Source organism: Halopseudomonas xiamenensis, from assembly GCF_014219065.1.
Taxonomy (GTDB): Bacteria; Pseudomonadota; Gammaproteobacteria; order Pseudomonadales; family Pseudomonadaceae; genus Halopseudomonas; species Halopseudomonas xiamenensis.
Window position 1 is genome coordinate 98,153 of record NZ_JACLGO010000010.1, and the last position, 18,636, is coordinate 116,788.

At 60.4% G+C, this 18,636-nt stretch carries 14 protein-coding genes and 1 CRISPR repeat array; of the genes, 4 read left to right on the plus strand and 10 right to left on the minus strand.

Features of this window, described 5'->3' with window-relative positions; all coding sequences use genetic code 11:
• The first annotated feature begins 29 nt into the window (after window positions 1–29).
• Complete coding sequence (locus H6X51_RS08930; RefSeq protein WP_185267196.1) at window positions 30–1,892, plus strand: sigma 54-interacting transcriptional regulator; 1,863 nt, start codon at window positions 30–32, stop codon at window positions 1,890–1,892.
• A gap of 11 nt (window positions 1,893–1,903) precedes the next feature.
• Here the strand turns inward: H6X51_RS08930 and H6X51_RS08935 are convergent, their stop codons facing one another.
• Entirely contained in the window at window positions 1,904–2,296 is a 393-nt protein-coding gene (locus tag H6X51_RS08935; RefSeq protein ID WP_185267197.1) for a RidA family protein, read from the minus strand.
• 324 nt (window positions 2,297–2,620) lie between these two features.
• On the opposite strand from H6X51_RS08935, the gene H6X51_RS08940 reads away from it, so the two are divergent.
• Window positions 2,621–3,472, plus strand: a complete 852-nt coding sequence (locus H6X51_RS08940; protein ID WP_185267198.1) for an EamA family transporter — start codon at window positions 2,621–2,623, stop codon at window positions 3,470–3,472.
• Window positions 3,473–3,648: 176 nt separating this feature from the next.
• Window positions 3,649–6,484: direct repeats of the CRISPR family, unit length 29 nt; unit sequence CGGTTAATCCCCGCAGGTGCGGGGAACAC.
• Between the two features lie 65 nt (window positions 6,485–6,549).
• On the opposite strand, the gene cas2e is transcribed toward H6X51_RS08940, so the two are convergent.
• The 9 genes from cas2e to cas3 form a co-directional block, all read right to left on the minus strand.
• Complete coding sequence (cas2e, locus tag H6X51_RS08945) at window positions 6,550–6,849, minus strand: type I-E CRISPR-associated endoribonuclease Cas2e (protein WP_185267199.1); 300 nt, start codon at window positions 6,847–6,849, stop codon at window positions 6,550–6,552.
• Window positions 6,849–7,775 (minus strand): type I-E CRISPR-associated endonuclease Cas1e, encoded by a 927-nt coding sequence (cas1e, locus tag H6X51_RS08950; RefSeq protein WP_221627287.1) that lies wholly within the window; start codon window positions 7,773–7,775, stop codon window positions 6,849–6,851. Before cas1e ends, cas2e begins: the two co-directional genes overlap by 1 nt.
• A 2-nt stretch (window positions 7,776–7,777) precedes the next feature.
• Window positions 7,778–8,602: a KilA-N domain-containing protein gene (locus H6X51_RS08955; protein ID WP_185267200.1), complete on the minus strand. Its 825-nt coding sequence runs from the start codon at window positions 8,600–8,602 to the stop codon at window positions 7,778–7,780.
• A gap of 24 nt (window positions 8,603–8,626) precedes the next feature.
• The gene (cas6e, locus tag H6X51_RS08960; protein WP_185267201.1) at window positions 8,627–9,289 is read right to left on the minus strand and encodes a type I-E CRISPR-associated protein Cas6/Cse3/CasE; all 663 of its coding nucleotides are present in this window, start codon (window positions 9,287–9,289) and stop codon (window positions 8,627–8,629) included.
• Window positions 9,286–10,053 (minus strand): type I-E CRISPR-associated protein Cas5/CasD, encoded by a 768-nt coding sequence (gene cas5e / locus H6X51_RS08965; protein ID WP_185267202.1) that lies wholly within the window; start codon window positions 10,051–10,053, stop codon window positions 9,286–9,288. Before cas5e ends, cas6e begins: the two co-directional genes overlap by 4 nt.
• 2 nt (window positions 10,054–10,055) lie before the next feature.
• Window positions 10,056–11,090, minus strand: coding sequence for a type I-E CRISPR-associated protein Cas7/Cse4/CasC (cas7e, locus tag H6X51_RS08970; RefSeq protein WP_185267203.1), 1,035 nt, complete (start codon window positions 11,088–11,090; stop codon window positions 10,056–10,058).
• Window positions 11,087–11,728 carry a type I-E CRISPR-associated protein Cse2/CasB gene (casB, locus tag H6X51_RS08975; protein WP_185267204.1) on the minus strand — a complete coding sequence of 214 codons (642 nt, stop codon included), beginning with the start codon at window positions 11,726–11,728 and terminating at the stop codon, window positions 11,087–11,089. The genes cas7e and casB overlap by 4 nt, the downstream gene beginning before the upstream one ends.
• Window positions 11,725–13,278: a type I-E CRISPR-associated protein Cse1/CasA gene (gene casA, locus H6X51_RS08980; RefSeq protein ID WP_185267205.1), complete on the minus strand. Its 1,554-nt coding sequence runs from the start codon at window positions 13,276–13,278 to the stop codon at window positions 11,725–11,727. The genes casB and casA overlap by 4 nt, the downstream gene beginning before the upstream one ends.
• Before the next feature lie 394 nt (window positions 13,279–13,672).
• Entirely contained in the window at window positions 13,673–16,402 is a 2,730-nt protein-coding gene (cas3, locus tag H6X51_RS08985; RefSeq protein ID WP_185267206.1) for a CRISPR-associated helicase Cas3', read from the minus strand.
• Between the two features lie 167 nt (window positions 16,403–16,569).
• Between cas3 and aguB the strand changes: the two genes are divergently transcribed.
• Complete coding sequence (gene aguB / locus H6X51_RS08990; RefSeq protein WP_185267207.1) at window positions 16,570–17,448, plus strand: N-carbamoylputrescine amidase; 879 nt, start codon at window positions 16,570–16,572, stop codon at window positions 17,446–17,448.
• 3 nt (window positions 17,449–17,451) lie between these two features.
• Window positions 17,452–18,549: an agmatine deiminase gene (gene aguA / locus H6X51_RS08995; RefSeq protein ID WP_185267208.1), complete on the plus strand. Its 1,098-nt coding sequence runs from the start codon at window positions 17,452–17,454 to the stop codon at window positions 18,547–18,549.
• Window positions 18,550–18,636 lie beyond the last annotated feature (87 nt).

Below are 18,636 nucleotides of genomic sequence, written 5' to 3' on the forward strand. Positions count from 1 at the left end.
CTCCCTATAACAATAAAAGAGGTCAGAAGGTGGAATTTGCCAATGCGGAACTTGATCGGGTCAGGGTGTGCCTGATCGGCAACTCCAAGCTGAGCCGGCTGGTGCATAGCCTCATCCCCGAGTTCGAGGCCCTGGCCAGCATCACCATCATCGACAACATCTTCAACGATGCGGTGCGCGCAGCGCGGGATCTGATCGAACGCCAGGCGGTGGATGTGTTCATCAGCGCCGGCGCCAACGCCTTCTATCTGAAGGACACCTTGCCGATACCCGTACTGGGGCTGAAGGTGGAGCAGGCGGACCTGATCCAGGCGGTACTCACTGCCCGGCGGATTTCCTCGCGCATCCTGCTGCTCACCTACGAGCGGCAGGAAACCAACGTCGAAATGCTCGGACTGTTCGATGACTTCGAGCTGTCGCACCACACCTACAGCACCGCCGAGCACGCCAAGGAACTCTTCCATAACCTGCGCGACCAGGGGTTCGGCGTGGTCATCGGCTCCAGTTATGCCTGCGATCTGGCCGAGCAATGGGGGCTGGATTCGGTATTGCTGTATTCGCGCGAGTCCTGCCGCAACCTGATCCGCAAGGCGATACGCCACGCTGGCGCGGCCAAGCGCCAGCAACAGCAGCGTGCGCTGGTGCAGTTTCTGCTGGAGCAGTCGAGCAATGCCCAGATACTGACCAACCGCGAGGGCGCTATCGTGGCCTGGAATACCGGCGCCACCAACCTGGTACCTTCGATAGCGCGCCGCCGTTGGCTGGATGGCCTGGTTGATGCCAGGGTGCTGGAAGCCGACAGCATCAGCGCCGAAGGGCTGTTACTGGGTGAGCGCTTGTGCAGCCTCAGCAAGCAGCCGTTCGAGGTCGAAGGTGAGCGGGTCGGTTTCCTCTACCATCTGGTACCCAGCCCGGTGGCCCTGGAGAAGGGCGACAACCGCCGGCTGGTATACCACTCCAGCCGCATGGCCGACGTGCAGAACCAATTGCTGATCTACGGGGCCACGCCCAGTACCGTGCTGATCCGCGGCGAAACGGGTACCGGCAAGGAACTGGCCGCACGCCAGGTACATGACGTCAGTGCCCATGCGGACGGGCCCTTCGTCGCCATCAACTGCGGTGCCATTCCGGCCGAGCTGTTCGAGTCGGAACTGTTCGGTTATGCCGAGGGCGCCTTTACCAGCGCCAAGAGTGGTGGCAAGTCGGGCCTGCTGGAAAGCGCCAACGGCGGTACCTTCTTCATGGACGAGATCAACTCGCTGCCGCTGGCCCAGCAGGCCAAGCTGCTCAGGGTGCTGCAGGAACGGGAGGTCTCGCCGGTCGGCTCGCGGCGTTCCATTCCGCTGGATATCAAGTTCGTTGCGGCGGCCAACGTCGACCTGATGGAGGAGGTACGGGCGGGGCGTTTTCGCGAGGACCTGTACTACCGCATCAGTACCTTCCAGGTGCACATTCCACCGCTGCGTGAACGCCAGGAGGATATCCCGGTGCTCACCGAGTTCCTCATGCGCAACGAGTCGCTGCGCTACGGCATCGAGGTGGCCATCGACGAACTGGTCAAGGGCGTCACGCCGATCTTTCGGCGCTACCGCTGGCCCGGTAACGTGCGGGAACTGGAAAACTACGTCGAGCGCCTGGTGGTGTCGCTCAAGCTGTACGGCAACTGGGAGGTGCTGGTGGAAGCGCTGCCGCGAATCCTGCCCGAACTCTACGAGCAACCTCCGGCGGAGCCACGCGGTGGACACCTGCATAACATCGAGCAGGAGGAGATCGTCAAGGCCTTGCAGATGTTCGGCGGCAACAAGGGCCAGGCCGCAGAATACCTCGGCATCAGCCAGACTACGCTATGGCGGCGGCTCAAGCGCTTGCGTGGCGGCGAGGAGGAGCTATAGCCGGCAGCAGCTCAGTCTGCGCGCGCCCCGCGCATGGCGATGGCCTCGATCTCGAACATGAGTTGCGGCATCGCCAGCGCCTTTACCTCGACAATGCTGTCGGCGGGATAGGGCGGCGAGAAGTAGCGTCGCCGCAGCTCGACCACCTCGGGAAAATACTGCATGTCGGTCATGAAGATGGTGACCTTCACCACCTCCTCCAGCCCGGAACCCGCCGCTTCGAGAATGGCGCGCAGATTGCCGAAGGCGGTTTCGGCCTGTAGCCGAAAGTCGCCGGCACCCACCACCTCGCCCTGAGCATCGAGCGCGGCCTGCCCCGAGACGAAGATCCACTGGCCAACGGCGATGGCCTGCGACAGGGCGAAAGGCTCGAAGGGGTCCGGTTGGGTATGTATACGCTGCATGACAAGACTCCAGTGGCAGATGGCAGGGATAACGCAGCAAGAAACGCACCAGCAGGCGCAAAGCCTTGGTCCCAGCTGCCGGTTTGCCAATGGCTGTTCGCTGACAAGCAGTTGCCCACTGCAATCTGCAACGAAGCGCTTCATCCTGAACCGGCCCAGCGCCGTGACCGGGTACAGGGAGGCCGGGCTGGCGTGGCCGGCAAGACCTTGGCACTCATATTGCTGAAAGGGTTGTTGGCACCTCCGGTGGTGAAGGGCCGGAAGCTTTCGAGCTTCTGCCCGCAGCTGTGTACCGTCCGGAGAATCTGGGGGCAGGGGGAGAGCATGAATCGATTATGGGTCATGGCGGCGCTACCGCCGCTGGTCTGGGGCAGTACCTATCTGGTCACCACCGAATGGTTGCCGGCGGATCGGCCGCTGACCGCTGCGGTACTGCGCATCCTGCCGGTAGGGCTGTTGATGGTGCTGCTGACCCGCCACCGGCCGCAGCGGGCCGAGTGGCCGCGCCTGCTGTTGATCAGCGCGCTGTGCATGTCGCTGCTGCATTGGCCATTGTTCGTCAGCGCCTATCGCCTGCCGGGCGGGCTGGCGGCCTTGCTGATCTGCACGCAGCCACTGTTGGTGGTGGTCTTTGCCTGGCTGCTATTCCGCCAGCACACCGCCAGGCAGACGGTGCTGGGCGTGTTGCTCGGCCTGATCGGGGTTGCCCTGGTACTGGTCTCGCCAAGCCGGCTGGTCTGGGACGGGGTCGGCATCTTCGCCGCCACGGTGGCGGCTGTCAGCATGGCGCTGGGCACCCTGTTGATCAAGCGCTGGCAGATGCCCATCCCGCTGCTGGCCTTCACCGGATGGCAACTGCTGCTGGGTGGATTGCTGTTGCTACCGTTGATGCTGTGGTACGAGGGGCTGCCACCTGCGCTGCATGCCGGCGAGCTGGGCGGTTATCTCTACCTGGCGGTGCTGGGCACGGGGTTGCCCTATTTGCTGTGGTTTCGCGCTCTGCGCGGACTGGACCCGGTGTTCATGTCGATTCTGTTGCTGCTCAGCCCGTTGTCGGCACTGGTATTGGGCTATTGGTTCCTCGGCCAGGGGCTGACTGTCTGGCAATGGCTTGGGGCTGGTTGTGTGTTTGCCGGGATAGTGTTTAGTCAGTGGCGTTTCAGGACTGAGTGTTAAAGTTGGCTAGTCCATTTATCGATAAGCTGAGAGTTACAATGTTAAGTTATCTCCTGTCTAAACTCGTAATGCTTCGATTGCTATGCGGCGATGAAACGTGACCGAAACTACAGGATGTCCGCTTCTTGATTAGTTGGCTACTGGGGTCAGAAGCTCCCAAGAAGATTGACTGGCCCTGATTTATCCCCGTAGGTGCGGGGAACACCACCGGGTTATAAAGCGTCACCACTCCGGCATCGGTTAATCCCCGCAGGTGCGGGGAACACCGCACGTCCGGTGCCAGTTTCTCGATACTCGACGGTTAATCCCCGCAGGTGCGGGGAACACACCTTGGTTCTGACCCGTTTAGTTTGCGCTTTCGGTTAATCCCCGCAGGTGCGGGGAACACGCTGCAACCTCCATCTACACCTCACTTCTTCGCGGTTAATCCCCGCAGGTGCGGGGAACACGTGCTGCCGACCATCTACGGCGAGGAGGGCATCGGTTAATCCCCGCAGGTGCGGGGAACACCGCTTGCTGTACCCGGCGCGGATGGCCGCAGCCGGTTAATCCCCGCAGGTGCGGGGAACACTGTATGACCGGCACCCAGAGACCCCGGGCTTTCGGTTAATCCCCGCAGGTGCGGGGAACACAGATCGGCAGAACAGCGCGGGCTGGCCTTTACCGGTTAATCCCCGCAGGTGCGGGGAACACCGCAGCAAAGCTGTACGACGCCACGCGTTTATCGGTTAATCCCCGCAGGTGCGGGGAACACCTCATATCGTTTCTTGCTGGACATGATTCCTCCGGTTAATCCCCGCAGGTGCGGGGAACACCACCAGATATACCGCTGGCGGGTCCGGCCTTGCGGTTAATCCCCGCAGGTGCGGGGAACACGTTGGCGATGCGGTAGTCACGCTGCAGAACAGCGGTTAATCCCCGCAGGTGCGGGGAACACGCCAATCCGGTATCGCCAGCCTTGTCCGCTTTCGGTTAATCCCCGCAGGTGCGGGGAACACGCAAGCTGGATGGATGTCAGGAATGTTTCCATCGGTTAATCCCCGCAGGTGCGGGGAACACTACGCCGAATCCTGCACAAGACCGCGCTCCAGCGGTTAATCCCCGCAGGTGCGGGGAACACGATGAATCGCTGGCAGTGGATAAACACGCCGTCGGTTAATCCCCGCAGGTGCGGGGAACACGGATGACTGAGGGAGGGAATCGACACATTTGGCGGTTAATCCCCGCAGGTGCGGGGAACACGCCGGGTCAGTGATGGCGTGATCGGCAAGATCCGGTTAATCCCCGCAGGTGCGGGGAACACAGCCGAGGCTATGAACTGACATTCGGCGATGCCGGTTAATCCCCGCAGGTGCGGGGAACACATCGACACACCCCGCGAGGGAATGCCCATGTACGGTTAATCCCCGCAGGTGCGGGGAACACGGCATGACAAAGGCATCCAGCAACTTGCTGACCGGTTAATCCCCGCAGGTGCGGGGAACACCATGTCGTAACAGTTGCACATATCCCTCACCTCGGTTAATCCCCGCAGGTGCGGGGAACACGTACATGCTGGCGATGTCGCGCAGGTTGACCTCGGTTAATCCCCGCAGGTGCGGGGAACACCAGCTTGGTCATGCCGGTAGATAGGCTGTCCGCGGTTAATCCCCGCAGGTGCGGGGAACACCACCCCATGGACCTGAATGGCGGTGATCGGGACGGTTAATCCCCGCAGGTGCGGGGAACACGCAAGCACCGGCGCGGGGCCACGCTGAATGCGCGGTTAATCCCCGCAGGTGCGGGGAACACGCCGGACGCCTGATATCAACTAACCACGGCCCCGGTTAATCCCCGCAGGTGCGGGGAACACGACAGGGACGAATGGGTTGCCGAAAACGGTTGCGGTTAATCCCCGCAGGTGCGGGGAACACGTATCGGCAAGCTGGATCAGCTCAAGATGGAGCGGTTAATCCCCGCAGGTGCGGGGAACACGTCGTCACCGGCGTTATCCGCGCGCTCAGGCACCGGTTAATCCCCGCAGGTGCGGGGAACACTGATGCAACAGCGGCAAGGCTGCCTAGCTTTTCGGTTAATCCCCGCAGGTGCGGGGAACACGCCAAAAGCACCCTGAGCTACCCGATAATGGGCGGTTAATCCCCGCAGGTGCGGGGAACACTACCAGAGCATCAACGTCGATCACGGCAGCAGCGGTTAATCCCCGCAGGTGCGGGGAACACTGTCAACGCCCATAGAGACAAACACACTCCGGCGGTTAATCCCCGCAGGTGCGGGGAACACGGGAGCTCGCCATCCGCGATTGAGCGCATGATCGGTTAATCCCCGCAGGTGCGGGGAACACTCTGTCACGCTCGCGAATGTAGGCGTTGAATGCGGTTAATCCCCGCAGGTGCGGGGAACACTCCAGAGTGGGCGCCCTGGCCCCCGGCGTGTCCGGTTAATCCCCGCAGGTGCGGGGAACACAGGCTGACCAAGCGCGATCAGCAGATGGGTGACGGTTAATCCCCGCAGGTGCGGGGAACACATTTCCCAGACAACGCGATGCGCCAGCATAAGCGGTTAATCCCCGCAGGTGCGGGGAACACTTCGTCCAGGGTCATGCGGCCGCCCTCCACTGCGGTTAATCCCCGCAGGTGCGGGGAACACATCCCGACCTATGGGCGGCCCTGCTCGCCTGGCGGTTAATCCCCGCAGGTGCGGGGAACACATAGCTTGATTTCCACGAACGATATAGCCGTCCGGTTAATCCCCGCAGGTGCGGGGAACACCGGTTGCGGATACCCAGCGTCTCGCTGATGGCCGGTTAATCCCCGCAGGTGCGGGGAACACTCCCCAGAGCCTTCCTCAGTCGAGGTGGTCAGCGGTTAATCCCCGCAGGTGCGGGGAACACTCGTGCAGGTCGGCATCCGGCCACAGACCTACCGGTTAATCCCCGCAGGTGCGGGGAACACGATCCGCGCCCATTCGAGGGCGATAAGGACCACGGTTAATCCCCGCAGGTGCGGGGAACACTCTTAGCATAACCGACTGTTCCTTAAAGGAAAAATCGGCAGCTAAATTTCTACCAATTTTCCTTGTTAAAGATCGGGGGTATCAAGAGGGTGGAAAGCCACCAAGCGTAGGCCGTCAAATTCGACAGGTAAGCGCCGGTTGGCGCCCAAGGTTTGGAACTCATAACCGGATTCGTTATTGCTGGCCCAGGCCATTACCACGTTGCCCTCTTCGTGCCCTTCGCTGAGCTGCTGCCAGATCATTTCCCGTGTTCTTCTGGAAACATCACCGATATAAACGCCAGCTCGTACTTCGAGTAGCCAGATAGCCATTCGGCCTCGCAAACGAGGAGGAACATTCTCGGTAACGACGACCAGAAAACTCATTATTGTGCCCTGTGACCTGCATCGCCGATGCTTTCGGGGTTGGGTATTGCTGGTGGAACTGATTCGGGTGGTGCTTCTGGAGGTGATATTTCTCCTGCGGCCAGGACTTCTTCAATAGTGGGGATGATCTTTGCCAATATCTTGCTGGAACGAAACAGGTCGCGACAGCCCAGGCGTACTTCCCGTTCTGGCTGGTGCGGTGCTTTGGCGGCAATACGAAAGGCCAATGGTACTACTGTCTCGAACTTGAACAGGTCGGCAATATCGTAGACAAATGACAATGGTTTGCCGGTATGTATAAATCCCACGGCAGGTGCATAGCCTGCGGCCAGTACGGCAGCTTCGGTAATGCCGTACAGGCAGGATGTGGCTGCTGACAGGCAGCGGTTGGGGATATCTGCTGCGTCCCATTTGTTGCGATCGTAATTGCGCGATTGCCAGTTGACTCCGTACTGCTTGGCCAGCAATTTATAGGTCTCGCGTACTCTGGCGCCTTCGATGCCGCGCAACTGCTCCACACTGCGGCGTGCGGGTGCCGGCTCCTGAAAGCGTATTTCATACATCTTGCGTACCACTTTCAGGCGTAGGTCGTCATCCAGCGCCAGTTTGGCCTGGTAGAGCAGGCGGTCTGCCCGAGCGCCTCCCGGTTGGCCACTGGCATACAGACGTACACCTGATTCGCCCACCCATACCAGCAGGGTGCCCACGGTCGACGCCAGATGAACAGCAGCATGGGATACCCGTGTGCCAGGTTCCAGCATGATGCAGGCTACTGAGCCGACCGGGATGTGGGTTCGTATGCCGGTTTTGTCTATCACCACGAAAGCGCCATCCAGCACATCGATCTGTCCATACTGGACGAAAATCATGGATACCCGATCTTTCATGGGTAACGGTTTGAGAGGCGGTAACAGTGTGCTGGCCATGCTCAGTTGTCCTCACTGAGGAGCGGGGTGCGAGTGGTTTCAAGCAATACGCGCATTTGCCGAATGGCCAATTCATTCAACTTCTTCAGGCGGTCAGGCTGGGGTAAGCCTTCGGCAATAAAATGGGCATTCATTGTTTCCATATTGGCCAGACAGACCAACTGGTGAATATTGGCATGATCCCGGATATTACCCTTCAGGGTCGGGTTTGCATCTCGCCATTGCTTGGCGGTGACGCCAAATAGAGCCATGTTGAGCAGATCGGCTTCGCTGGCATAGACAAAGCTGATCTGTTTGGGAGACAAGGTTTCGGGGATCAGGTTTTCGCGGATCGCATCGGTATGGATCAGATAGTTGACCTTGGCCAGGTTGCGCCGGATATCCCAGCCCAGCTGTTGAAACTCCTGCTCCTTGAGGCGCTGGAACTCCTTGATCAGGTAAAGCTTGAACTCCACCGAAATCCAGCTGGCGAACTCGAAGGCAATGTCTTTCTGGGCAAAGGTGCCTCCGCCGTAGCGCCCAGCCTTGGAAATCAGTCCGATCGCACCCGTCTGCTCAATCCATTGCTTGGGTGTCAGGGTGAAACTGTTGAGACCGGCTTGTTTTTTAAAGTCATCGAATTCGATGACTTTAAAACTCGGATTGTTGAGCTGCTCCCAGATTCCGAGGAATTCGATAGTGTTACGGTTACGCAACCAGTTGCCGATAATGATGCCGGTTCGATCCCCACCCTTGTAGCGCGCAATGTCTGTAATACAGATATATTCCACACCATTCTTGGAATGGGTGGCGATGTCCTGCTCCAGTACCTGCAGCTTGGCTTTCATGGCTCGTCTTCTTCCCTGTTGTATCTACATGGGCTTGACCAGCAGCAGACCGCATCCGAACCCCTTGCTGTGACCGACACCTTCCAGTAATGCGGTGCGCAAACGTTCCGGGTCGCTGACCTGGGCTACGCCCTGATAATCGAGACTGGAGTATTCGATATTGTTGCCCTTGCGTCGGAGCCGGTGTTGACGATAGCCATTCTGCAGCAGGCTTTCGGGCCTGATCGACAACCCCCAGTGTTCGGCACGTTCCAACAACCAGGCCCGGCCGGCTGCATCGCGTATCTCTGACAGCCGCTCCTGTTGCTGGCCAGTCGCGCTCTGTTTGGCATGCATCAGGACATCATGCCGGCGAGAGCGGCCACTTTCCTGGCGCACGCTGACCGTAGGATTGGCACGCAGATCAAAGCGTAACCATGCCCCTTGTTCCAGTTGTGGTGCATAAGGTTTGCTCTTGATATCGAACAAGCCTGAGTCCGGTTGCGGTGGGCGGGCGGATACAACGTAGAAGCTGCGCTCGTCCTCCAGGCGTCGAAACAGAAAGTCCCGGGGCATGTCATCCCCGGGAAACAGCCGCCAGATCAATGCGTGATCCCGGTAGGGCTCACCGTGTCGTGCCAGATTGCGCAGCCAGTCATCCTGTCTCAGGCTGGCCACCAGGCGGACATGGGAAAAATAATGGCTCATGCCTGCTCTCCCTCGCTCAGAGCTACCCATTCACGGCGCGGTGCGAACTGCCAGCGAGTACGTGACAGCGGCTGGTCGTGGCGCACCGCTTCGAAGCTGGGTTGCAGACCTGCTTCCATACCGTCCTCCCAGTAGTAGCGCACCTGTTTTATGCGGAACGCCTGGCGATCCTGTCGATTTGGCCAGCTCTGCTGCGGCTGGTGCTTATCCAGCAACCCCAGCAATGAGGGCCATGTCATGTCATCCAGCGCCTCACGCAGAGTGGTGGTTGCCGCGCGTTGCGGTAATAACGGCAAGGCCAGTGGACAGGATTTGCGTCCCAGGTAGAGGGGAAAGTGCGGTTGGCGCAGTGCCTGCGCCAGCGTGTCCAGATCGGCAGGCGCCTCCGGCAAGGCTTCCACTGCCACCAGCGCCAGACTGTCGCAACGGTATTCCCGCGCAGAAAGGATGGTGTCTACCTTGGCTGCCGCCAGTTCCTGGCGGCGCGAGCGGAACTGGAACTTGCGCGGTGCAACGCCTACCTGAATCGTATGGTAGTCACGCAACGGTGAGCCTGTGCTCTCCAGCTTGATACCGAAGCGATAGCCAGCGGTCAGCGCTCTCTGACCAGACTCATCGTCTCGTGTGATGCCCAGTGTGGCACCCAGCAGCCCCAGCAGCGCAGAGCGAGAAGGGTGTGCCGCCGAGTGCCGCAATTCGCCCACCGCGATCTCGCCCCAGCTGGCCAGCGGCCCGTAGAGGCGCAGCAGCAGATAGTCTGTCATGGCTACTCCTGAGCAACGAAGTCAAGCAACTCGGCCAGCGAGCCTTCGCCCGTAAGCACATTGAACTGGTTTCGGCTGTCGGCACAGGCGCCGTAAACCTTGTCCATGTTGTCGCGTACCTGCTCCAGCACCTGTACCGCAGCATGGGCATAATCATCACCGGTGACCGGCTTGACGAAGGCCAGGGAAAGCGACCGGGGTTGCTGTGAACCCTTTTCCGCCAATGCATAGTGGGCATAGGCGCGGCTGGCGAAGCTGTTCTGCTTGCCGCTGGGGCCGACGGTCAGTGCGGCCTGCATGAGCGCGCGCAGTGCCTTTTGCGTGAGGGCTTCGTCGTCACCCAGATTCTGCTTCAACAGGTCACGGTCGATGCACAGGTACTGGTAGAACACGGCGGCGGCGAAGCCGGACTCACCAATATGAGCGGCGCCGGGATCGTCGCGGTTGAGATCATCGACTGCGGTGAAGTAGTCATCTTCGATGGCAGAAGCATGTACGCCCAGGGCATGGGCTACCTGTACTGCGGCCTCGCCGTTGAATTGCGTCTTGGAGGCCAGCATGCGCCCGAACATGGCAATATCCACTGCCGTCTGGGTGTGCAGCAGACTGTCCAGCTCTTCATCGGTAGGGGCGCGCTTTTCCTGGGCCAGCGTGGCAACCAGCGCATCCAGAGTAGCTCGCTCCTGCGGTGCAATATGCACCAATTGCTCGATTTCCAGCGGATTGTCCTTCTTCGCTGCGCCGTAGACTCTGGCGATCTGCCCGGCCCAGTCCCTAGCCTGCTTTTCAGCGATGCCCGCAGTGGTCAGGGCATCGAACACTTCGACACCCAGACGCTTGGTGCGTGTGCCGATGTTGCCGGCCAGCTCCTGCTGGAACAGCTCCGATGTGCGCCAGGCACGCTTGAGGCTTTGCGAGGATACCCGCAGACGTTCGATACCTCCCATGCGCGCGGTCTTGGGGTTACCCAGGTCGTCGCGGTTGAGGTTGGCGGGCGGGTAGGAAATCAGCATATGCAGCTGGACGAAACGAGTCATGCGGTCAACTCCTTGTTGGATACGGGTTCCACGGCTGCTGCCTGCTCCCGCTTGCTTAGGTAATAATCACAGGCCCAGTGAAACTTGATGCCATCACTGGCGCGAAGGGCGGATTGCCCGAGTTCCATTTGCCAGTTCAACAGGTCGTCGGCCAGCCGCGCTACATCCGCCGAGCCCTCGGCCAGTTGAACTGCGCGCCGCCAATGACGGAACAGGTCATGCAGAGTAGAGCTGCGTTGCATGGTCTTGAAGCGCAGCTCGCTCATCCTGGGGCGCTCATTGTCCGCGCCGTGGCCAAGATGCCAGGCTAGGCTTTTATTGTCCTGCGCATCGCTCTTAATGGTAGCCAGCACACCCGCCACCCACGCCACTCGTTCATAGCTGATGGGCTGGTCGGACAGAAAGCCTGCATTATCGTCCAGCGCAATCAGGCGCTCGGCCAGCAACAGGGTGGCGGCCTGACTCAGCAGTTCCTCGGCATCCTTGCAGCGACGCAGCTGGGCCCGCTCGCCGCGACCCATTGCCCAGAGTCCGCCGGGTAAAGGCGGATCTTCGGCCTGGCGTGGTTGCAAGGCTCGCCACCAATCGCGTACCCAGCGTTGCTGAGCGTCGTTCAGTTTGAGTCTTCTGGGTTTCATGCCGGCTCCTTGTGATGGCGATTTACAACTTCCCACAACGGCTTCAACGTCTTGCCGCTGTTGAGGTCCCTGGTTAACGCTGCCCTGGCCTTGATCACGCGCTGCATGTCCTGATGCTCGAATGGACTGCTCAATACCCAATGATCAAAGAGATCCAGCATCAGCCGACGTGTTTCCAGAAGCCAGCGGCGGTAGATAGGGGCCAGTTTTGCCTTGCTGTCGAAATCCAGCACGGCCAATTCATCCAGCAGTCGATAGAAAATGGCTTCCGAACCTTGCCAGAAGCTCTGTGGGACTGCGGGTTCATTACCGGCATCACCGGGACGGCGGAACCAGGCGGCCTTGACTTGTCTGTGTAATGTGCTCGCCATCTCCTCGGCGGAGTCGAGCAACTGTTTTACGGTCTTGGTGAAAGGGCGGAGCACATCAGATTCGATGACATGCACCGGCAGGGTGCTGTCGTACCAGCAAAGGGACTTCATGTTCGACATCGAAAATCCGAAGCACCATAGCCGCGCCTGCGGGCTGCGCACCTTGGTTGTGAAGTGGGACACCACCTTGGCGGCGTCAGGCTGGTGGGTGTCGTTGCCCAATACCAACCCCAGCCAGTCTCGATAGCCGCGACCGGCTTGGTGCCCCTTGCTGGATATGGGCGGTTTTTCACCCTTGGCGTCCAGGCTATAGGGCGTCAGCGGATGTACCCAGGTGCCGGTATAGTTGGTGCCGCCATGGCGAGTGCGGTAGTGGCGAATCAAGCGTACGTTCGTCGCGGCGCAGACAGCGCATGGGCCCTGATCCACAGTCGAAGCATCCAGTCGGATACGACGGGGCATGCTCCAGTAGGCTTGTAACGGATGCACGGATTCTGGCGGAGTGTCCTGCCCGCTCTTGTCGTCGCTGGTGCGGGTGGGTGCCAACCAGGGCAGCACGTCGCTCAACTCTTTCACCGGCGGATGGTCAAGGGCGTCCAGTGGTATCACATTGAGCCAGAGTTTCTGCCACAAGGTCGCGTTTTCATCGGCAGGCAGCAGTAGGGTGGTCAGCGGGCCGCCGCCACGCAGCGAGGTGCGAACGCCACGCCCGCCGGAAGGCGCATTGATCTGCAGAGTGAGCAGCGCCTGGGTGAAGCAGGCTTCGCACAGTCCATGATCTGATGCCGGCTTGTTGAAATAACGGTTGCTGGAGGAGCCGGCGTCGATTAACAGCTCCAGTACCGGTAGCTGGTTGACTTCATCCGGCAGCGCCAGATCCTGCATGAAGGCAGGGCCGTCGTTTTCCAGCAGAAATGCATGTTTGAAGGGTTCGAAGGCTGCCTGCAGTTCCTCATGGGTTGGTGGCCTGTTGTAGCGGTCTCGCCACTCCTTCACATCCCGTGGGGCGTAAGCGATTTGCAGCAGGCCGATCAGGAACTGATAGAGCGCGCCGCGAAAGTCCGGGCGGGGCGAGTAGATATCCAGCCAATTGGCATCACCTAGCTCCGCTACTGATACTGCACCTTGGCCACCACGACTGCAGATCCCTTGCAACCAACGCTCTGCTGTTAAGTTCATATCTAATCCCTGTCAATGCTGATGGTCAGCCTAAATCTCTTTATCGTGGTGATAAATCCCCACAACAGAAGTGCCCCTACAAAAAAGCTAACAGGCCAAGTTCTGCGCCTCCTGCCTCAGAAATCCCAAGTCCAGCTATAAAAGCTCGCATGCCCGTCTCCTCCAAATCCTGCAATGTTGGAGGAAGTAAAACATTGAGAGGTATTTTTTTCAAGGCTTGTTAGCTTTTTGAAATTTATTGTGAGGAACAAGCCCTTCACTTCAGATATCATTCTCCTAGCCACTTCCTTTCCTACAAGAGAGGATGAACCGGCTTGCTAGCTGTTCTAAGCATGTTCCCCGCCTTTGCGGGGATTAGTTTTATTGGAATGAGAGGTGTCAAAAATAGCGCCTCTCACCAACTCAGCCCGCTGCGCTGGTCATAACGCATCTCCAGAACCCTTCCCCGTTCATCTTGCACTTTCGCCAGCAATGCACCTTCTTTCTCCAACAACGGCAGAATGAATGCTGGCTCTTCCAGCAGTCGCCAACCGCTGCGCAGTTGCTGCAAAGCACTGTCGAATCGTTGTTGCCAATCCGGGGCCAGTGACTGGGCGTAGCCTGTGTGAATGCGCACTGCTGACTGCTCCCAGCAATAGGCGCCTTCATTGCGTAATGGCTGCAGTTCGCCGTCGCGCCATAGCGCCAGGTACAGGGTCAGCGTTTCATCGCCAAGCCGAGTCGGTACCTGATGCTCTTCATACCAGCGATCGCTGCTGTCAATGCAATAGCCCTTGTTCAGTTTCAGCGCATTGAAATGCGCCTGGCTTTTCATCGCCATGTCCTTGCCGGCCTGATCCTGGCTGGCCTTGCTCAAGGCGTCGGGCACTTCTTCGGCCTGTTCGCCATACACTGCTTCGACCAGTTCGCGCACGGCACCGGGTTGTCCCGCTTCGCCGGGAGTGATGATGCAGCCGGCGTGCAGCAGTGCGCGAGCACCCCGCCAGAGCGCACCGGCATCCGGGTAGACGAAGCAACCCTTGGGAAACATCGCTGCATACCAGTCTGCCTTGGCGTCGGCAACTGGCTCCGGTGTCAGCAGGCAGAGTACCGGGGCCGGGCGTTGCTCGACGCCGTCTGCAGCCGGGTTGCCATCGGCCTGTCTGGCATGGCGTTGCAGGCGCCCGGCGCGCTGGATCAGCAGGTCGATGGGGGCCAGATCGGACACCATCAGATCCACATCGAAGTCCAGGCTCTGTTCCAGGACTTGCGTGCCGACCAACACCCGTCCGGCCCGTTCGGCACCGGTGGAATGCTTGCCGAACCGTGCCAGCACCTCGGCCTCGATATCCAGACGGTCGCCCATGGCATAACGGCTATGGAACAGCTGCAGGTGTTCGGGTGGCAGATGCTCGGATAGCAAACGGTGGGCGCGGCGGGCGTCTGCCACCGTGTTGCGAATCCAGGCAACGCAGCGCCCGGCGCGGGCCTGCTCCGTGATCATCTCCAGTACGGCGGCTTCTTCATGCAGTGCCTGTACCTGCACTTTGCGCCGCACCTGTGGGCGGGTGGCGCAGGCATGCGCAACCAGCTCGCGACCAGCCCGTACCGCGAGGGGATAGCGTGCATCTGCGAGTCCTTCTCCGTCGTCGGTATTCAGGCCGAAACGGTAGGCGGCCAACAATCTGTCACGTGCCAGCAGCGGCAGGGTGGCCGACAGCAGGATGACGCTGCCGCCCTGCCGTGCATGGGCCGTCAGCAGGGTTTCCAGCAGGGACATCATATAGGCGTCATAGGCGTGCACTTCGTCCACCAGCAGCACTTTGCCCGCAAGGCCGAGCAGGCGTAATGACTGGTGCCGGGCCGGTAGTACTGCCAGCAGGGCCTGGTCCAGCGTGCCGACACCGACTTCGGCCAGCAGCGCCTTCTTGCGGTTGTCAGCGAGCCAGGCGTTGCATTGGGCACTGGCCGAGCCTTCACCGGGCTGATAGGTGTGATCGCTGGGCTGTTCTTGCAGAATGCTCTGGCGAAAACCATCTACCAGTTGCCGCGCGCCATGGGCGAGAATCAGCGACGGTTGCGCATCGCTTGCATACAGGCGTTGGTAGACGCTGCCGACGCGCTGATACATCTGGTTTGCAGTAGCCATGCTTGGGAGGGCGAAGTACAGCCCTTGTGCCCGCCCTGCCTGCATAAGGCGCTGGGTCAGGATCAGAGCTGCCTCGGTCTTGCCAGCGCCTGTTACGTCCTCCAGCAAGAACAGCTGGGGCCCGCTTTCCAGCTCCACCGTCGCCGCGTACTGCTGCAGGGGAGTTGGTTCACGCAGGTAGTCGAACAGGGCCAGGGGAGCAGGCCATTCACGCACTCCCTGCCCATGCAGACCTGCCATCGAGATGGCCTGAGTAGCCTGCGCCTGTGCATATGTCCAATACTTCGCAAGTGATCCCGGCTCGGCCCGATAGGGAAAGAACGCCTGGTTGGAGCCCAGCCAGTCCGCCAGTACCGACAGCCCCGCCAATCGCCATGTATGGCGTTTCAGGGCGACCAGATGTTCCCGGCCCGGCAGCGGAATATCTGTGGGTAACAGCAACTCTGCGATGTCAGCCATGAAGGATCGTGCGGCCCGGCGATCCGCTCGCAGAAAAAACTCGCCAGCGTCCTGGGCTATCAGCCCGCCGCCTTCGTGTTCTTGTGGTGGCTTGCCATGATGGCCGACCACGCTGCGCACCCAGACACTCCAGAATTCGCTGGCACAATCCGGCAGAAAGTCAGCTTGCATACTGTCAACGGCTTCTTCACGCCAGAACATCCACCCCAGGGTGTCATGCCGCTGGGTATAAGGTTTGTCCTCATCTGCCGGGACAAGGTCGGGTGACAGATCAGGTACCAGCCCCTGAAAGGCGCGGGCGAACTTGCCCAAGTCATGCAATGCCAGAAAAAAGACGAACAGGTGTTCGACGATTGCGGGAGGCCAGTCCAGTTCCTCGGCAAGGGAGTTCAGCGAAAACTGTGGCAAATCCAGCAAGGCACGCCCACAGGCTGATACGTCAAGAGAGTGGTAGGGCAGGAGATGGAACAAGTCCATGCCCTCATTGGCAGGAGACGCTTTACCCCAGTAGCGAAAATATGGATGCTCATCCAGCATGGTCCACTCTCCTGTCAGGCCATCAGTGATATTGCATGGTGCCACTATTAGCATGGATGTGCTGCGCTTTCATACCACAGTATCCCGCAGTTCTAACTTAAGGTGTTCCGCTGTAATTGCCGCTATGGGTTATGCTCTACCCCATAACCCACCCACCGGAGAAAGCCATGTCCCGCCTCGTTACCGTCGCCGCCACCCAGATGAGCTGCAGTTGGGACCGTCAGGCCAATATCGCCAGGGCTGAACAGCTGGTGCGTCAGGCCGCTGCACAGGGAGCGCAGATCATCCTGATCCAGGAGCTGTTCGAGACGCCGTACTTCTGTCAGAAGCCCAACCCGGAATATCTGCAGCTGGCCACCACGGTGGAGGACAACCCGGCCATTGCGCACTTCCAGAAGATCGCCCGGGAGTTGCAGGTGGTATTGCCGATCAGTTTCTTCGAGCTGGCCGGGCGGGCGCGCTTCAACAGCATCGCCATCATCGATGCCGATGGGCGCAATCTGGGGGTGTACCGCAAGAGCCATATCCCGGACGGCCCCGGTTATCACGAGAAATACTATTTCAATCCCGGCGATACCGGTTTCAAGGTGTGGAAGACCCGCTACGCGACCATCGGCGTGGCGATCTGCTGGGACCAGTGGTTCCCCGAGTCCGCCCGTTCCATGGCGCTGCAGGGGGCGGAAATCCTGTTCTATCCCACGGCCATCGGCAGCGAGCCGCATGATGCCTCGATCACCTCCAAGGATCACTGGCAGCGGGTGCAGCAGGGCCATGCCGGGGCCAACCTGATGCCGCTGGTGGCCAGCAACCGGGTCGGTCGTGAGGAGCAGGATGGTTATGACATCACCTTCTACGGTGCATCCTTCATTGCCGACCAGTTCGGCGAGAAGGTGCAGGAGGCCAATGCCACGGATGAGACCGTGCTGGTGCAGCAGTTCGACCTGGATCAGTTGGAACATATCCGCGCCGCCTGGGGGGTGTTCCGCGATCGTCGGCCGAATCTGTATGGCCCACTGAAAACCCTGGATGGTTCGCTGGAGTCCTGATTCATGTACACCTTGCACAGCACACCCCGCGCCGACGGCTATGCCATGCCCGCCGAGTGGGCTCCGCACAGCCAGACCTGGATGCTCTGGCCGGAGCGGCCGGATAACTGGCGCCTTGGCGCCAAGCCGGCACAGGCCGCGTTCGCCGAAGTGGCGCGGGCGATTGCCGGCTTCGAGCCGGTGACCGTCGGCGTGTCGGCGGCGCAGTACAGCAATGCCAGCCTGCAACTGGATCACCCGGCGATTCGGGTGGTGGAGATCAGCAGCGACGACGCCTGGGTGCGCGACACCGGCCCGACCTTCGTCACCAATGGCCAGGGCGGCCTGCGCGGTGTGGACTGGACCTTCAACGCCTGGGGCGGCTTCGACGGCGGGCTCTATTGGCCATGGAATCGTGATGACCAGGTGGCGGACAAGATCCTCGGCCTGGAGCGCTGCCCGCGCTACCGCACCGAGGGTTTCGTGCTGGAGGGCGGGGCCTTCCACGTGGATGGCGAGGGCACCCTGATCACCACCGAGGAGTGCCTGCTCAACCCCAATCGCAACGCCCATCTGCAACGCCATGAGGTCGAACAGATGCTGCACGACTATCTGGGCGTCGAATGCATCATCTGGCTGCCGCAGGGCCTGTATAACGATGAAACCGATGGGCATGTGGACAACTTCTGCTGTTTTGTCCGTCCCGGTGAGGTGCTGCTGGCCTGGACCGACGATCCGGACGATGCCAACTATCCCCGCTGCCAGGCTGCACTGGCGGTGCTGGAGCAGGCGGTTGATGCCCAGGGCCGGCAGCTGACCGTGCACCGGGTGCCGATCCCCGGGCCGATTCATGCCAGCAAGGCGGAGTGTGAGGGGGTGGACCAGGTGCCGGGTAGCCAGCCGCGCTCGCCCGGCATCCGCCTGGCCGGCTCCTATGTGAATTTCCTGATCGTCAATGGCGGCATCATCGCGCCGGCCTTTGACGATCCGCAGGATGCAGAGGCCCAGTCCGTGCTGGAGTCGCTGTTTCCCGAGCGCCGGGTGGTGATGGTGCCGGGGCGGGAAATACTTCTTGGTGGCGGCAATATCCACTGCATCACCCAGCAGCAGCCGGCGGTGTAAGCGAAGCGGCTGCCCAGCGGGGCAAAATCGGATTATAGTCTGCTCGCCTGTCCGGCAATGCCGTATTGTCGAGCGGGCCCTCTCAAT

Excerpts from the sequence above, each read along its gene's own strand:
- H6X51_RS08935 (WP_185267197.1), bottom strand. The coding sequence starts at position 2,296 with ATGCAGCGTATACATACCCAACCGGACCCCTTCGAGCCTTTCGCCCTG.
- H6X51_RS08940 (WP_185267198.1), top strand. The coding sequence starts at position 2,621 with ATGAATCGATTATGGGTCATGGCGGCGCTACCGCCGCTGGTCTGGGGC.
- cas2e (WP_185267199.1), bottom strand. The coding sequence starts at position 6,849 with ATGAGTTTTCTGGTCGTCGTTACCGAGAATGTTCCTCCTCGTTTGCGA.
- cas1e (WP_221627287.1), bottom strand. The coding sequence starts at position 7,775 with ATGGCCAGCACACTGTTACCGCCTCTCAAACCGTTACCCATGAAAGAT.
- H6X51_RS08955 (WP_185267200.1), bottom strand. The coding sequence starts at position 8,602 with ATGAAAGCCAAGCTGCAGGTACTGGAGCAGGACATCGCCACCCATTCC.
- cas6e (WP_185267201.1), bottom strand. The coding sequence starts at position 9,289 with ATGAGCCATTATTTTTCCCATGTCCGCCTGGTGGCCAGCCTGAGACAG.
- cas5e (WP_185267202.1), bottom strand. The coding sequence starts at position 10,053 with ATGACAGACTATCTGCTGCTGCGCCTCTACGGGCCGCTGGCCAGCTGG.
- cas7e (WP_185267203.1), bottom strand. The coding sequence starts at position 11,090 with ATGACTCGTTTCGTCCAGCTGCATATGCTGATTTCCTACCCGCCCGCC.
- casB (WP_185267204.1), bottom strand. The coding sequence starts at position 11,728 with ATGAAACCCAGAAGACTCAAACTGAACGACGCTCAGCAACGCTGGGTA.
- casA (WP_185267205.1), bottom strand. The coding sequence starts at position 13,278 with ATGAACTTAACAGCAGAGCGTTGGTTGCAAGGGATCTGCAGTCGTGGT.
- cas3 (WP_185267206.1), bottom strand. The coding sequence starts at position 16,402 with ATGCTGGATGAGCATCCATATTTTCGCTACTGGGGTAAAGCGTCTCCT.
- aguB (WP_185267207.1), top strand. The coding sequence starts at position 16,570 with ATGTCCCGCCTCGTTACCGTCGCCGCCACCCAGATGAGCTGCAGTTGG.
- aguA (WP_185267208.1), top strand. The coding sequence starts at position 17,452 with ATGTACACCTTGCACAGCACACCCCGCGCCGACGGCTATGCCATGCCC.